The 15,693-nt window shown below is 62.0% G+C and carries 14 protein-coding genes; 4 read left to right on the top strand and 10 right to left on the bottom strand.

Annotated elements, in window-relative coordinates:
- Window positions 1-63: 63 nt before the first annotated feature.
- Together A3M3_RS0119275 and rraA are read right to left on the bottom strand one after the other, a co-directional pair.
- Entirely contained in the window at window positions 64-1,716 is a 1,653-nt protein-coding gene (locus A3M3_RS0119275) for an MDR family MFS transporter (protein ID WP_028267712.1), read from the bottom strand.
- Between the two features lie 106 nt (window positions 1,717-1,822).
- Complete coding sequence (rraA, locus tag A3M3_RS0119270) at window positions 1,823-2,305, bottom strand: ribonuclease E activity regulator RraA (protein WP_028267711.1); 483 nt, start codon at window positions 2,303-2,305, stop codon at window positions 1,823-1,825.
- A 178-nt stretch (window positions 2,306-2,483) separates the two neighbouring features.
- On the opposite strand from rraA, the gene A3M3_RS0119265 reads away from it, so the two are divergent.
- The 3 genes from A3M3_RS0119265 to A3M3_RS0119255 all read left to right on the top strand — a co-directional run bounded on the left by A3M3_RS0119265 (window position 2,484) and on the right by A3M3_RS0119255 (window position 5,911).
- Window positions 2,484-3,758, top strand: a complete 1,275-nt coding sequence (locus tag A3M3_RS0119265; RefSeq protein ID WP_028267710.1) for an MFS transporter — start codon at window positions 2,484-2,486, stop codon at window positions 3,756-3,758.
- A 116-nt stretch (window positions 3,759-3,874) separates the two neighbouring features.
- Window positions 3,875-4,477, top strand: coding sequence for a TetR/AcrR family transcriptional regulator (locus A3M3_RS0119260; protein ID WP_035743371.1), 603 nt, complete (start codon window positions 3,875-3,877; stop codon window positions 4,475-4,477).
- 240 nt (window positions 4,478-4,717) lie between these two features.
- Entirely contained in the window at window positions 4,718-5,911 is a 1,194-nt protein-coding gene (locus A3M3_RS0119255) for an NAD(P)-dependent malic enzyme (protein WP_028267708.1), read from the top strand.
- Between the two features lie 124 nt (window positions 5,912-6,035).
- Here A3M3_RS0119255 and A3M3_RS0119250 read toward each other — a convergent pair whose 3' ends face one another.
- The 7 genes from A3M3_RS0119250 to A3M3_RS0119215 all read right to left on the bottom strand — a co-directional run bounded on the left by A3M3_RS0119250 (window position 6,036) and on the right by A3M3_RS0119215 (window position 14,129).
- A complete protein-coding gene (locus tag A3M3_RS0119250) occupies window positions 6,036-7,772 on the bottom strand; it encodes a DUF3488 domain-containing protein (RefSeq protein WP_028267707.1) in 1,737 nt (578 codons plus the stop codon).
- A complete protein-coding gene (locus A3M3_RS0119245) occupies window positions 7,762-8,565 on the bottom strand; it encodes a septum formation family protein (RefSeq protein ID WP_269317342.1) in 804 nt (267 codons plus the stop codon). The genes A3M3_RS0119250 and A3M3_RS0119245 overlap by 11 nt, the downstream gene beginning before the upstream one ends.
- Before the next feature lie 65 nt (window positions 8,566-8,630).
- On the bottom strand, window positions 8,631-9,203 hold the full coding sequence (xrtS, locus tag A3M3_RS0119240; RefSeq protein ID WP_028267705.1) for an exosortase S: 573 nt from the start codon (window positions 9,201-9,203) through the stop codon (window positions 8,631-8,633).
- 5 nt (window positions 9,204-9,208) lie between these two features.
- Window positions 9,209-10,525 (bottom strand): glycosyltransferase family 2 protein, encoded by a 1,317-nt coding sequence (locus A3M3_RS0119235; protein WP_051423460.1) that lies wholly within the window; start codon window positions 10,523-10,525, stop codon window positions 9,209-9,211.
- Window positions 10,526-11,077: 552 nt separating this feature from the next.
- Complete coding sequence (locus A3M3_RS0119225; protein ID WP_081736949.1) at window positions 11,078-12,328, bottom strand: acyltransferase family protein; 1,251 nt, start codon at window positions 12,326-12,328, stop codon at window positions 11,078-11,080.
- A complete protein-coding gene (locus A3M3_RS0119220; protein WP_269317338.1) occupies window positions 12,315-13,181 on the bottom strand; it encodes an SGNH hydrolase domain-containing protein in 867 nt (288 codons plus the stop codon). Before A3M3_RS0119220 ends, A3M3_RS0119225 begins: the two co-directional genes overlap by 14 nt.
- 474 nt (window positions 13,182-13,655) lie before the next feature.
- Window positions 13,656-14,129 (bottom strand): DUF4383 domain-containing protein, encoded by a 474-nt coding sequence (locus tag A3M3_RS0119215; RefSeq protein WP_028267701.1) that lies wholly within the window; start codon window positions 14,127-14,129, stop codon window positions 13,656-13,658.
- Window positions 14,130-14,327: 198 nt separating this feature from the next.
- Here A3M3_RS0119215 and A3M3_RS0119210 point away from each other — a divergent pair, with 198 nt between their 5' ends.
- Window positions 14,328-15,329, top strand: coding sequence for a hypothetical protein (locus tag A3M3_RS0119210; protein WP_231497366.1), 1,002 nt, complete (start codon window positions 14,328-14,330; stop codon window positions 15,327-15,329).
- 21 nt (window positions 15,330-15,350) lie between these two features.
- Here A3M3_RS0119210 and A3M3_RS0119205 read toward each other — a convergent pair whose 3' ends face one another.
- Complete coding sequence (locus A3M3_RS0119205) at window positions 15,351-15,674, bottom strand: hypothetical protein (protein ID WP_028267699.1); 324 nt, start codon at window positions 15,672-15,674, stop codon at window positions 15,351-15,353.
- Between the last annotated feature and the right edge of the window lie 19 nt (window positions 15,675-15,693).

Below are 15,693 nucleotides of genomic sequence, written 5' to 3'. Positions count from 1 at the left end.
TCGTTCTGAGCCTTCATAACGACAACAAATGCGAGTCAGTTGGGTGCGGGCAAACGGAGGAACTTAGTGGGCCGGAACCGACTCTTTCGCTGCCGCCTTCGGGTCCGTCAGTCTCTTGTTCGGCAAAGCGAAAGTGATGAGGAACGCGAGGCCGGTGAGCGCCGCGGCAGTCAGCATCACGGCGTCGATTGACTGCGCGAAGCCCTCAAGGATGGGCCGCGTGAGCGCCGGGTTGGCGTGGTGCAGCCAGCTGGTGTCGTTCAGCGAATCGTTCGTGGCGCCGTTCTTGAAGAAGTCGTACAGTTTGGCGTTCGCGGGGTCAGCGGCTACAGCGGGATCCTTGAGGACCTTGAGATAATCGGCGCTGCCCATGGCGTCCTTCATGCCGGAGGCGATCTTGTCGGCGGCCAGGCTGAACAGCATCGAGATGAATACCGCGGTACCCACGGCGCCACCCATGGAACGGAAGAACGCCGCGGTGGACGTGCCCACGCCCATGTCCTTCGACGGCACGGAGACCTGCATGGCCAAAGTGAGCGGCTGCATGCAGAAGCCCAGGCCCATGCCGAAGAATACGGCGATCAGGCCGGGAACCCAGAGTCCGGTGTCCACGCCGAGGGACAGTCCCATGACGATGGCGGCGGCGGTCAGGATTCCCGTGCCGAGGATCGGGAAGATCCGGAAAACGCCCGACGCCGAGATGGTCCGTCCCGCTGAAATGGAACCGAAGAGGATGCCCACCGTGAAGGTGATCATCATGAGGCCAGCTTCGGTGGGAGTGAGGCCCTTGACCAGCTGCAGGTACATCGGGAGCATCGCGATGGCCCCGAACATGCCGATACCGATGATGAAGTTCAACAGGGAGGACAGCCCGAAGGTGATGTTCCTGAAGAGCCGCAGGGGGATCAGCGCGTAGTCGCCGGCGCGCCGCTCAACCAGCAGGAACGCGACGATGCCTATGACGCTGAGGCCGTAGCAGATCCAAGAGTTGACAGAGGTCCAGCCCCAGCTGCGGCCCTGTTCAGCCACGAGCAAGAGAGGCACGATCGCCAGGGTGATGGCTGCTGCGCCCCAGTAGTCGATCTTCTGCTTGACGTGCTTTGCGGGCAGGTGAAGGTAGAGGAACACCACGGCCAGGGCGGCGAGGCCTATGGGCAAGTTGATGAAGAAGACCCAGCGCCAGCCGTCGAAGCCAAGGATGTTGGAGGAGCCAGCGAAGGCGCCGCCGACTACGGGGCCGAGGACCGAGGAAACGCCGAAGACTGACATGAAGTAGCCCTGGAACTTGGCGCGGTCCTTCAGGGCGACGATGTCGCCGATGATCGTCAACGCGAGGGCCAGCAGGCCACCGGCGCCCATACCCTGTATGCCGCGCGCAATGGCGAGCTCGGTCATGGAGTGCACCGAGCCGGCGTAGAGCGAGCCGGCGAGGAAGATCAGGATAGCGGCCAGGTACAGGGGCCGGCGGCCGAAGATGTCGCTGAGCTTGCCGTACAGCGGGGTGCTCACCGTGGACGTGATGAGGTAGGCCGTGGTGGCCCATGCCTGCAGGGAAAGGCCATCGAGATCGTTGGCGATGGTGTAAATGGACGTGGACACGATGGTCTGGTCCAGGGACGACAGGAACATGCCGAGCATGAGGCCCACCATGACGGTGATCATCTGACGGTGCGTCAGGACCTCACCGGCGGCCCGTCTGGGCGTGGTTTTGGACATTGCTTCTCCAAGGGTGGGAAAAAGGGGACTAAGCAGGATAGTTGCTTTCAGTAACTATCCTAATCGTTCCTGTATTCCCTGTCTTACCCGATGGGGGGAAAAATTGTCAGCGCTCCACGAGAATCCCATCGGGATCGCAGTAGATCAGGTTGCCGGGTTCGATGTGCACTCCGTCAATCACCAGGGGGATGTCCACTTCCCCGCGGCCTACCTTGGAGCTCTTCTTGGGATTGCTTCCGAGGGCTTTAACGCCCAAGGGCAGCTCCGCGATCGCCACGCGATCTCGAATGGCCCCATTGATGACGACGCCGGCCCAGCCGTTGGCGACCGCGCTCTCGGCAATCATGTCCCCCATGAGGGCCGTGCGCAGCGAGCCATACCCGTCCACCACCAGCACGGCGCCGCCGCCGGGAGTCGCGAGTACGGCCTTCACCAAGGCGTTGTCCTCAAAGCACTTGATGGTGCGCACGGGGCCGTTGAAGTGGGAGACGCCACCAAGATCCTGGAACTGCAGTGATATCGACTCGACATCTTCGGCGCGCTCGTCGTAAAGATCGGCGGTGTTGATGGGGTTCGCGGGCGTGTTCATCGTTGCTCCTCCTCGGTCCGTTGGAGTTACCCTAACGCGTACGGACCCGAGTGCCCTGCGGATGCAAAGGCAGTTGTCCACATACTTGACTTCATGACGGCGGATCGGACTCCCGCAGCGCTAGGCTGAATCCACACATCCATTCGCTAGGGAGCGCCGTCATGAGCCCGCCAGAGTCATGAGCCTGTCAGATCTGCCCACAGGCCCGACGACGGCGCTCGCCGAGCCGGTGGAACGCGTCCGTTCCCTGTGGGTCACCGGAGTGGTGCTCGTCAATGTGGGCATCAACGCTGCTTTCTTCGGTCCCATCCAGGTTTTGCTGGGGCAACAGGCCATCCAATTCAACGAAGGCCAGAAGGAAGCCATCCTCGCCCTCGTCACCGGCTGTGGTGCCGCGGTGTCCCTCGTGGCGAACCCGCTCTTTGGTGCGTTCAGCGACCGCACCACGTCCCGTTTCGGGCGGCGAGTCCCGTGGGTGCTCTTCGGCGCCGTCCTGGGCGCGGCAGCCTTGGTCGCACTGGCAGGCGCTCCCAACGTGGCGGTCATGGCCATCCTTTGGTGCCTGGTTCAGGCCGGCTGCAATGGGGCATATGCTGCTCTGACGGCAGCCATCCCGGACCGGGTGCCCGTGCCCCAGCGCGGCACGGTCGGCGGGCTCGCGGCCATGGGCCAGACCGCAGGTATCCTCGCTGGTGCGGTGATCGCGTCCGCCGTCTCGGGTAACTTTGCCCTTGGCTACGTCGTGTGCGCTGCCGCGTTGCTGGCCGGCGTCGTGCTTTATCTTTTCAAGAACGACGACGTTCCCCTCCCGGCCGAGACCCGGCCACAGTTCAGGCTGGGGGCTTTCGTCAGCGGTTTCTGGATTTCGCCGATCAGGTATCCGGACTTCGCGTGGGCATGGCTGACCCGCCTGCTGGTCAACATTGGCAACCATATGGTCACGCTCTACTTGCTGTTCTTCCTTAAGGATGCCGTGCATCTCGAGGAAAGCCAGGGGATCAAGCCGGAGTTCGGGGTCCTGATCCTGACGGGGCTGTACGCCGTCATGGTGATAATCACCAGCGTCGTCGGGGGTGCTATGAGTGATCGCATGGGCAAACGCAAACCCTTGGTGATCGTCTCGTCGCTGGTGATTTCAATAGCCGCCTTGATCCTAGGCTTCGAGCCCACGTGGGCAGGAGCCGTTGCCGGCGCGATGGTCCTCGGTATCGGGTTTGGCGCCTATTTGGCGGTTGACTTCGCCCTCATCACCCAAGTGCTCCCCACTGCACTTGACCGGGGACGGGATCTCGGAGTCATTAATGTAGCCAACTCCTTGCCCGAGGTGATCGCGCCCCTTATTGCCTACCCGTTTGTGGCTTTCTGGGGCGGTTATGTCGCCTTGTACGCGGCTGCGGCGGTTATAGGGCTGTTGGGCGCGGTGTTCGTGGTGAGGATCAAGGGCGTTGCGTAGCCCGGAGCTTGTTCTCAGGGAACTGACAACTTGCTGCCGTATCATTGTCAGGACGCGCCCGGCCTAGGGGGCCGCGCTATCTCCCAGAACGAAGCCCAACCAACAGAACGCCGGTAATGTCCGAACCGAACTCCTTGGAACCGTATTCGCTGGATCTGGCCGCGGGGTTGCCCCAGATGGCGGCTGCTCCCACCACGCCCCGACAGCTATTGCGCTACGCCCGGATATTGAAGACTGCCGCAGGATTCGCCCAGCGGCAGTTCGATACCGTGAGCCTTTCGGACGTCTCTACCAGGGCCCACGTTCCACTGGGGACGCTCTACCGCTACTTTCCATCCACTGTGCACCTGATGCTTGCGGTCTACCGGCAGCAGCTACGGGAACTCAATGATGCCAAACCGGCATCCTCAAGGTGCAGCCAACAGGAGCTCACCGGACTTGGCATGGAGATTTTCCACATGCGGGTGATGCAACCCGCCGTCGAACACTGCTTGTCACGCACCTGGGACACCCGCGATGGCGACATTCCCGTGCTCCTGAAGGACATCGAAGCGCTCTCTGCCGGGATGGTCACGGCAGCAATCGGGGACGCCGGCAAGGCGAGGATTCTGCTGCACGTGATCAGTGGTCTGGTCCAGTCGGTCAACTGCCGTAGGATCTCGCTTTTCGACGCGGAGAAGGACCTCAAGAACGCCTGCAAGCTGTTCGCGGGCGCGTAGCTTTTCCAGAAATCAACGTAATTGGTCTAGACCACTTAGGGCAAAAGTATGCGTTTATGCCCTAATGTCTCTAGTCTTCCTATCAAGCACCTGTCTACGAAGACAGGAGCCAAGCGGCTAGCAGCCCATATCCGCAGGAGTTTCACAGCACGGACCAGCCACCCTTGGCCCGGCACCGAAGCCGCTACACCTGCCCCGAATTTCGCCGTGGGTACACGGCTAGCCTGAGGAGACAACGACGTGTCCGTCGAGACCATCACCCCTGAACAGAACCTGACCGCACTGGCGCTGAGCGAAGAGGAAATCTTCGCTGCCCACGAAGGCGGCAAGCTCTCTGTTTCCAGCACCGTGCCGCTGTTGAACAAGCGCGACCTTTCCATTGCCTACACCCCTGGCGTCGCCGAAGTGAGCCGGGCAATTCACGCCAACCCGGAGCTGGCCCGCACGCACACCTGGGCTGAGCGCCTTGTGGTGGTTGTCAGCGACGGAACGGCGGTCCTGGGCCTCGGCGACATCGGCCCCAGCGCCTCCCTCCCTGTCATGGAAGGAAAGTCGGCGCTTTTCAAGGCCTTCGGCGATCTCGATTCCATCCCGTTGGTCCTGAACACCACCAACGTGGACGAAATTATCGAGACCCTGGTTCGCCTGCGTCCGAGCTTCGGTGCCGTGAACCTCGAAGACATCTCCGCGCCGCGCTGCTTCGAACTCGAAGAGCGCCTCATCGAAGCCCTCGACTGCCCCGTCATGCACGACGATCAGCACGGCACCGCCGTTGTGGTTCTCGCAGCCTTGACGAATGCCGCCAAAGTCACCGGGCGCGAACTTGAAGGACTGAAAGTAGTGGTTTCCGGTGCGGGTGCCGCAGGTATTGCAGTCTCCGAGATCCTGCTGACCGCGGGCATCAAGGACGTTGTCCTGCTGGATTCCAAGGGCATCATCAACGCCGAGCGCGCCGATCTGGTGGCCGATTCGGGCAGTGTCAAGGCCCGCTTCGCTCAGCGCACCAACCCTCGCGGCCTTTCCGGCGGACCCGCCGAAGCCCTACAGGGTGCGGACGTCTTCATCGGAGTCTCCTCGTCCAAGCTGGCCGAGGAACACCTGAAGCTCATGAACCAGGACTCGATTGTGTTCGCCCTCTCCAACCCGGACCCGGAAGTCCTGCCCGAGGTTGCCGTCAAGTACGCGGCCGTCGTGGCAACGGGCCGCAGCGACTTCCCCAACCAGATCAACAACGTCCTGGCCTTCCCCGGGATTTTCCGAGGAGCCTTGGACGCCGGTGCGCGCCGCATCACCCCGGCGATGAAGATTGCCGCGGCCCGCGCCATTGCCGGGCTGGCCGAGGAAGGGCTTTCGGCCGACTACATCGTGCCTAGCCCCTTGGATCCCAGGGTTGCCCCCGCCGTCACCGCGGCGGTTGCCGCAGCGGCTGAATAAGCTGGACAGCCAGCCTCACTAGCCGACGACGGCGACGCTCCCGTGCTGGGGAGCGTCGCCGTCGTTCTTTCCGTTAGACGGCCTTTCCGTTAGACGGCAGTAGTGGTGGGTGTGGTTGGCACCCTCATTTCGATATTGCCTGGGGAGGATGGGCTCGGTCGTGGTGCTGCTGATCAGTCCCGTTGTGGTCTGTGACCTTGCCCGCAAGGACACGATTGGTTCGTCTTCTGCCGGGCGGGACGGATTGCGGGCCGTGCCTGGAACCGCCGGATGCCAAGATTGCGGCCAGTGCGGCGCCGAGAGGGATGAGTAGTGCTGTCATAAAGTCCACGATGATCATGTGTTTGTAAATTTCGGACTGGCCTTCGGTGAGCATTACTGCCCAGAATTGCAGCCACGCCGAGGGGATGAGAACGATGACGGCGCTGCCCAGGGCGACGGCAGCCCGTCCGGTCCGTTGGCGGCTCCGGACCGCCGAGGCCAGCACCAGAGTCAGAAGGTGGAGGAATGGGATGAGGACCGGCGCGGCTGCGAAGAACTGGAATATCCCTGAGAACAGCGGGATGCGGTGTTCCTTTTCCCATGGGTCGTGGCCGGAGTCCGCGGTGTAGGAGCCGATGTAGTCCAGCCTGGGCTTGGTCATCGCCCCAATTCCACGTTCAGCCATTGATACGAGCCGCTCGGGGTGGGTTGCGTAGAAAACGGCGATTTTCGGGAGGGTGACTTTGTCCATGAAATCGTGGTATGTGGGTAGGTACACGGCAGACTTGGCGGAGGCAACAGTTGTACCCGATGCCGATTCCATCGAGGGATCAAGGCCGAACCATCGCAGGTCCTCGGCTTTGCTCGGGCTGTGGGGGAGCATCTCGACAAAGACCGCGTTGTAGAGGTTGAGCTCGCTAAACCTCTTCGGTTGGTTGGTCATGAACGCCACCGAGAACGCGGTGAGCGCGACGACAGCGAGAACGCCGGCCCGGCGCACGCTCATCCAGTGCAGCGCCTTCCGGAGGCGGGTGCCCTTGTGAGGGGCCGGACGGGGGCGGCGGGATCGTCCTGGACGCCAAAGTAGGGCCAGTGCGAGGATCGGAAGGAAGGAGACCGTTTGGGTTTTCGCGGCGATCGTGAACGCTGCGGCGCACAGGACCAAGGCCATCCCGAGCCAGCCGGGCCTGTGGCGGCGGAAGCACACCATGAGGGCGTTCAGCAGGGCGAAGGTGCCCAGGAACGCGGCGGGTTCGCTGTAGGGGGAGACGAAGAAGTCGGCGAATACCGGATCGGCCATGAGGAGGGTCAAACCAGCGGCCACGACCAGTCGGAAGACTAGTTTGCCCGGGCAGAGGAAGATGAACCAGGCGAGGAGGAGACCGAACAGCACGGAACAGACGACGCCGATCATCCTGGTGTCCAGGCCCGGGCCCCAACCGGCCAGGGGAGTCAGGTATTTGGCCACCGCAGCGATCAGGATCTGGGACGAGGAGTAGTATTCCCCGGAGCCGTCGGCACCGCACGCTTCCCCGTACCACTGGTGTGGGGTCCATTGCGGGTACACGTATTTCATCAGGTTGGTGTAGTCCCAGGGCCGGACGTTAGTGACTCCCAAATTGCAGAGCAAACGGTTGCCGTCCCCTTGGTCGCCGAGGCCGACGGTGCTCGGGTAGAAGAGCCGGATCATCAGCAGTGCTGCTGCGCCAATGCCGGCGAGTACTGCGGCAAGGATCAGGCGACCGGGCCGGACGCTGGTCGGCGCGCCCGGGCCAAGATATCTCAGCCGGGCGAGGAGGCTTGCGAAGATCCGCCGTTCAATAGGATCGCGCAGCGGCTCGCGCTTTCGGGACGGCTCGGTTAAGGGGTCAGGTGCCATGAACGGCCTCCGATGCATCGAGGGGTGCCAGCGTGCCTTGGCTTTCCCTCAGGGGGGCGAACCCGACCGCGCAGTGAAGAGACAGGGAGGGCTCCGACCCGACGACGATCGGGACGGGTGCCACCCCCGGGGGGATGTGAGCGGGAGCGAAGAATTCAGTCACGAAGTTCTCGCACCGGGCCAGTGACTGGGCATCGGTGTTGACGCTTTGGTCCATAGGGAGCCAAGCATTGACGTCCTCCGCCGTGTGTGGCTGGCTGCAGTCGACTTCCTGTGCCCGGTTGCCGTAGCTCCCGTCCGCGTTCTTCTGCTGCAGATAGCAGGTCCGAAGCCGGGCAGACGCAGCCGTTGTCATGACCTGGCGCGCCGGACGGGTGAGGGAAACCGGCCCCTGTTCTGGACTGTTGATGACTACATCGCACCGGAAGGACCGGGCACCTGCCTCCCAATCCCCACGGGAGGGGAAGTACGCGACGACTCCCATGCCGCGCACCGAGTCCCGGGGCCGGGCCCCAAGGTAGTCACGAAGCCCGGGGGGCGGGCACACTTTCCCGTTGAGCTCCTTCAGCTGCTGCTGGTTCGGTCGGAAGGGCTGGGTGGCCAACGGCGTAACTTCCGAAGTGATTGTGCCTGTGAGGAAAGTCTCGGTCGTGTGCGGGGCCGAGCAGGGCACAGGGGGACTGGAATCTGAGGTGGCGTCCATGGCGTTAGAGATTGTGATGTTGTGACATTCCCCTTTCTGGGGGGAAGCGGTAGAGACTCCTGGAAGGGTCTGGTCGCACCCAGACAGCATCAAGGCCACGACAGCCGCAGCGGCGGTGAAGACTGTTGCGTGGGCGAAGCGGAGGGTATGTCGTTTCATCGGCTAGCCGCAGGTCTTTTGTTCCGACGTCGGGTCCGCTTCCTTGAGGAAATCACCAGGAGGACTCCCACCGCCGCCGCCATGACAATGATGACGAGGATCGACCCGAACCAGTGGTGGACGACGTCGAACCCTTGCATACCCCACGCCTGCTGGGCGAGCGCGATCAACAGGAAACGGACGCAATTCGCTGCGGCCGTCATCGCCATCGCGACGCCCAGCCCGGCTAATGTCTTCTGCAGTTGTGTCCGGCCGATGAGCAGCAGAATTCCGGCAAGGACGAGCAGCGGAACCCACAGCACAAGGGTGGAGCACTGGGTGGTGATGAGCAACCCGAAAGGGGCCGATTTCCCAAGCCCGTAGATGACTGTCGAGTTGTTCACGGCAACGGAGCCCGGGATGAACAGTTCCAGGACCTTGGAGACAGCGCTCGCTTCGCCTTCTCGGAAGGCATCCTGCAGGATGGCCATGAGGCCCGCTATAACGATAAGCCCGATGCCCAGGAAGGGGCTCCCGGATCTCGTGGCGCTCCCGGTTCTGGCGCGTCCGGCGATGGTGGGGTAGGTCACGTTTTTTATTCCTCTTTGGCTAGTAGCTTGACGTCTTCTTCGTTGTTCCTGCGGGTCTTCGCCCAGCCCGAACGCCCTGTAACCAGCCGGTAGGCTGCACGGAACACCACCGGGTAACTCTGGTAGACGTAGAGCCAGTACGCGATTCCCCACCAGATCCCCGTCAGGAACGACCGGCCCGGCGATGACTGCGCCCTGTACAGGGGTCCCCAGATGGCGAACGGAAGGATCCCGGTCACCGCGATGAGCGGTAGAAGCCACAGTGACTGGAACGCCCACGTGGCGAGAGAACCGGTTGAGACGGATCCGCCTCCGACCATGGCGAGGAACAGCGCGGGCCACAGGACGAGCCCGATGAGCTGGAGGAAGGGCAACATGAGGAAGTAGCTCGACTCCAGGGCTCCGAGGTTGGTGAATTCGCGGGAGTTGAAGATGTCCTTGATGTACTTGGCGCACTGCATCCCGCCCTGGCACCAACGCACCCGCTGAGTCAGCAGCCGGCGGATGCTGGGCAATGCTTCCTGCACGACGTGTGTGTCGTGCAGGTACACGGTGCGGTATCCGGCCAACATCAGATGAATCGTTAGCTCGTAGTCCTCAAGCAGCCCTCCCCTCCAAGGGGATCGAGCCTCTCCGGCCAGGGCATCCAAGGCCGAGAGCCGCGTGAACTGCCCGTTCCCGCCGAGCCCAACCGAGAGCGTGCGACGCCTGAGAATCTGCATGGCCGCGATGGCCGTCCTGAACTCGATATCTTGCATCCGCACCAAGTACCGGGACGTCGCCCGACGCCAGAACCCGTCCCCGGGTCTGACCGCGGCCGCCCCGAGGTTCGACATCCACACGGCCGCCTGAGCAGCCCCCGTCAAGGGGTCCCCGAAAGCGTCGGGACCTGCGGCCTGAGCAAGCCCGTTCGGGGCAAGGGCCCCGTCCCCGTCCAGCACCACCACGACGATGCGTTCCCGGTCAACGTCAGGAGCCAGAGAACCATCCAACGCACGATAGGCAGCGTTCAAGGCTTCCCCCTTGCCCTTCCTCGCTTCGGGACGCCGCCGACGGACGAGCCTGACCTCGGGGTTCTCAAGTGCCCGGGCCTGGACGACGTCTGCCGTGTGGTCGTCGCTGTCATCGTCAATCACCCACACGCCCGCCCGCGGGAACTGCTCGGAGATACGCTGCATGGTTGCCGAAATCACGGCTTCCTCATCCCGGCAAGGAATGAAGAAATGCCATTCGAAATCCCCTGGGTCTCCCTCCGGTGCAGGCTTTGCGCGGAGGAAAGGGATGAGGATAGCCGTGATATAGCCAAGGAATACAGAAAGCATGACGAATGCCACTGCACTCGCTGATTCGAAGAGCGACAACCTAGGTCACCTCAGCGTCGGGCCAAGGTCCTTTCGAAGGACCACATTCGTGCGCGCGGACTTCCATTCTTCTATGACGTCTTTCGCATTTTGTGCGTGCGCCAGAGCATCAGGGTGCCCAAGGTGAGGCAGCTAAAAGCGATCATCAGCCATCCCCCGTTGAACCCGGTGTAGGCCAAAGCTCCTGTTCCCGCCACAAGCGTCCCCGCACCAGGGCCGCTTCCGCCAATTAGACCGCCGTACATTCAGTTTCCTTCCGTCTCGGTGAGGAGCGTTTCCCAAGCTGCGGCGGAGAGCACACCGGGCGGACGGGGCCGATGGGCGGACCGTACGCTGTTACTCTTAAGCGCCGAGCGTGGAATACGCGCCACCAAGAGTCTTTTCCGACCCCCGGCAACTACCGGTAGTCGTCTCCGCACTGATTGTGACGGGCGCGAGCGAGGGCGTTCGGTTTCGTCTTCCTGCCGGTGGGGATGCCGATATGCGGCAAGGCCGATTCAGTCGTTGGCCGGGCTAATTAATGAGGATTCCGTCCTGGCGTTCAGTAGGGACCGGTTGTTGGTCAACAGTTACTGACAGAGCGATGAGCAGGCCGGTAACCAGCAGAAGCGGAACAAGGTATCTTGCTTTGATTCTGCTGCGATGCACGGGACGTTCGAGGACGAGGTAGGACATCGTTGAAACAACGCTGGTTCCAAGAAACGCGAGAACAACCTTAGACCCACCCTGGACGGACGGGAGTTGGGAGGAAAGGAACACCCAGATTGGCCAGTGCCAAAGGTAGAGGGAGTAACTCACCGCTCCAATTGCTCTCAACGCGGGCGAGTTGAGGACTATGGCGAGCAGCGAACGTCGTGTGGTCGTTACGGAAAATATCAGGCCCGTTGCGGCTATTCCAGCCAGGGGTAACTGCCAGAACTGCAGAGCCGAATCATTCAGGAAAGCGATCGACCACACGGCACCTAGTACTGCAGCCGAGACATATCCGATAAGCGCTATGGTTTTGCGCCTCGTTCGCATCTCAAGGTCGGCATCCCCCGCCTGGAAATCCTTTGCAGAAAGGTGAATGGCCAACGCGGCACCTAAAAGCAGGGCGCCGGCCCGGGTGTCGGTGCCCTGATAGGCCCGGTCCAGATTTCCCTGGGCCGCCATCAATGCACTAGCGAGGTATGAGGCAACTGCTCCCGCCAAGGTGAGAGCAAGAAAAGTCCTTTTCGGTAGAATCCGCACCGCCCCGAGGACCAGCAAGGGCCATAGGAGGTAGAACTGCTCTTCGACCGCAAGGGACCATAAGTGATTGAGCACCGTGAAGTTCGTCTGTAGATCCCAGTACGCCTTTTGCGAAAGGACCGCTTGCCAGTTTGAGACATACAGCAATGCTGCGAGCGTTTGATTGTTCGTGCTGGCTTGCAGAGCGGGGCTGGCTACGGTGTGCATCCATACTTGGACGCACACCAACAATAAGAGCAAGGACGGGAAAAGACGACGTGCGCGATGGAACCAGAACCGGACCAAGCCGGGCATGTTGTGACTGGTGGTGTCGTTCAGTATCAACCGTGTGATGACAAAACCGGAAATAACGAAGAAGAGGTCCACCCCTAGGAAGCCTCCCGGCAGCGGTAGGCCGAAGTGAAAAGCAAGGACGCCTAGGACTGCGATGGCTCTTAATCCGTCGATTGGGCCGATTCTTCCCGTCTGAGAGGGATTTCTTAGGCTCTCCGACTGGCTTTGCTGGGCCGGTTTTGACCGATTAAGAGGCTGCATGAAGAGTGTTGGCGATCTGGTTGAGCAGCCAGCGCCCTAATCGGTTCTGGGATTCGCCGAAAGGATGGCCGCTTTCGTCATTGACGGTGATCCCTCCAATGACGGGCGGGCAAACTTGGCCATTGCAGAACTGCGACTGGAGGTCTAGCAAAACAGTGTTACCGGGGTGGCGTGCGGCGACTGCCGCCATTACACCGGACATCAGCGGGTTCGGTACCGAATTTTCCAAAAATACTTTCGCGCCGGACGCGGAGAGGATGTTAATCGCGCGATCCATGTTTGCGTCGAACTTTTTTCGGAAAGGCTCGTCGGCAAGAGTCATGAGTTTGCCGCTGTTATCGATCATCTGAGGGTTGTAGTCCCAATTCGACGTCGTCAAAAATACTGCTTGGGGATGGTATTTTTTCACATCCTCGGCCCAGCGATCCGGCCATGTACCGCATGCAGACGGCGTGTCAGTCAAGTCCGAGAATGAAAGCTTGTACTGGGTCGACTCCATGATCCCGCAGCCCCCCATTGCGTCATTGATGATCAGGTTCAGCCGATTCGGGCTCACATTGGCCATTCCCACGCCCAATGCCCTGGCATGCGAATCACCGACAGCGAGCACAGTCATGGCCGCGGCTGATCCAAGTAACTGGGCCGACCCCAACGGGGGCTCCCCGGACGTCGCACTTGCTGAAGGAATTATTGGACTGGGCGACGACGCGATCCTTGGTCCGGAGGTCCCGGATGACAGTGTTGGCGGAGTCTCAGAGGCCGGTGTGCATCCAACGAGGACAACGGCCGCAAGCAAACATCCGAAAGCAGCGGAAATAGAAGCACCCAAACGACCGGGTCCTAACTTCAACACGCGAACATTCCTTTCTTAGTGGTTCGTCGAAGCCGCCCGAACCATCTCTCGAGGTATTAGCAGCCAAGCCTCGGATTGTGATGCCAAACAAACGGACCGCCCGGGGTGGCGGCCGGATACACCGTCATTTCCTCAGTCCGCGCGAGGCCCGCTGTTGCTTCTTTGACCGGGGCTGCGATGAGGGCGTCGTCAACTTCTCCACCTTCAGGATCGGTTGAGGAAAGGCCTCCATCTGCAAGTAGCCGTGGGTCATCGCACCGATAGCGGTCCGGCCCGTCCGGCGTACGACGTCACCGTTGGATGGCTGGAGGCTACTAGTTGCTGTTCGTGCTCAAACGATATGTCCGGAGAAGTGCGTTGGGGGCATTTCTGCCCTGGCTTCGTCTGCAGCAATGGAGCGCATAACGGCGGCCGCCCCGAAGAGGAGCGGCCGCCGTCGTGCAACTGCAGTTGGTGCTACAGAATCAGGGTGCGCTACATGGCGCGGCCCTTTGTCTCCTCTCGTGCGTCGCGTCCAAGCCACAGGCCAAGGGCAACCATGACAACGCCAAGAACGAGATGCAGCCAGTCGTCCGCGGAGTTCATGGGCACGAAGTCGGCGCTCATGTTCGACATGGTGATAAGGCCGTAGATCCACAGGACGAGGTAGACGGCGCCGCCACCGATGAGGTAACCGCGTGCCATCCTTCCAGTCCTCGCGAAGTACAGGCCTGCCGCGCCGAACAGCAGATGGACAATGTTGTGCAGGATGGATACTTGGAACACTCCAAGAAGCATGGCGCCGGAATCATGTCCCGCAAAGGTCATGGCGCCGTAATTGCTGGTGATGCCCGGGATAAATCCCAGTACGCCAACAGCCAGGAAAACCCAGCCTAAACCTAGTGCTGTGTTGTGCAGCGTCAGCCCCATCGCGTGGTGATGCTGAGCTGGGTGCGAAGCAGTGGTCATAGCTCCTCCCGATCACGATTTCCAGCGGCCCTTCAAATGGAGGGCCGTATCGCGGCAAGGAGTCGGAATCCTGCCGACGAAGTTATCTTACTCCCGAAAACCCGGGAAATAGAGGGCAGGGACTGAGACAATGCACGGCTAGCATGGTTCTGTGATGCCCAATCCTGCGATGCATTATCCTGCGATGGCGAGGCAACCGTGAGTGAGCCATCGGTTCCCGGCACAAGACGAGCGATTTTCAGCGACACGAGGGACATCACGCCGTTCAGGGAGGGACATGTCCGCACTTCGGTGAGTGGGCTGGCCGAGGGCCTAGGCGGCGTGATTGCGGGTGTCCTAAAAGGGAGGGCCGCTGGCCGGATTGATGTCGCCGGGGACGTTCCCAGGCTCAAGCGGCTGGCCGGCAAGACCGCCAAGTCAGTGTACGACGCCATCTTCACCAGCACGGAACCGGACCGACTCATCACCCTGGCCCGCAGCTATCCAGGGTGGGCAGGCTTGTGCTACGTGATTGCCGGGCTGCTCGCGTACAAGCATGGCGGATACCTGCGGGCTTCGGAACTGCTGCAGCGGGGCTTGTCTATCCGGATCGACGACGCCGCCAGCCAGTTCTCTGCCAGTTACCTCGGCCGGGTGGTTACCCGGGTCGAGGTCGCCGAACGGATTGACGTTCCGGTCCTGTTCAGCGAAGAATCGGTGTTCCTCGCCCTCTCGCATTGCTTTCGGGAGACGGGCCAGACCGTGGAGGCCCTGGACATCCTGGCCAGCCTGCCGCCGTCGTTGCCCTCCGCCCTGGCCCGCTGCACCGCAGCGGCCGCACTCGAGCGGCATACCGACGTCGTCGCCTGGACTGAGGGACTCCGGAATCGGGACGACCTCTGTGCGGCGCTGCTGCTGATCAGGGCCCAGTCGCTCCGGGCGCTGGGGGAGCGGGCCGAGGCCCAGGCGGCACTCGCGGAGGTGTTGAGGAGGAAAAAGACCAGCCTCGCCTTGCGCAACGACGCGCTCACGGACCGTGCTCTGTCGATGCTCGAGCTCGGGCGGAGGCCCGGAAACGCGCCCCGTCCCATTACGCGCGTGGTGGTGCGCCGGAAGCGCGGCAAGGAAGAGGGGACCGAGTTTGAGGCCGTCGACGGGATCCGGAAGGACGTCGAGGTGCGCCGGCTGTGGAACAAGGACTTCGGCGAACCCGGCGGTTAGGGCCGGCCGGCTGGGGCGGGTCTAGGGCCGGAGCGCACGAAGTACCCCGCGAAGGGCCACGCCAGCCGCTCCGATGAGGGGGAGCAGCATGGCCATGACGACGACCGTGTTTGGCTGGAACGCCACCTGGCCCCTGGGTTTGCGGCCATAAACTCCGACGGGGAGCACGAAACCGCCACCGCCACCGCCCGCGGCATTGTTGCCGTCGCCGCCCCCTCCGAATCCAAAGGACACCAAGGCGACCGGGATCAGTTCTTCGCCGCCGATCTGCAGGGGAGGGCCGTACGCCCTTGAGACGCCGAGCTGCTTGAAGGTCTCCAGGAGCGCTGAAAAGTCGTTGGACATAACGCTGACGATAGGGTGC

This window comes from Arthrobacter sp. MA-N2 (assembly GCF_000517125.1).
GTDB classification, from domain to species: domain Bacteria; phylum Actinomycetota; class Actinomycetes; order Actinomycetales; family Micrococcaceae; genus Arthrobacter; species Arthrobacter methylotrophus.
The sequence above is the reverse complement of the archived record's forward strand: the minus strand, read 5'-3'. Positions and strand labels throughout refer to the sequence as shown.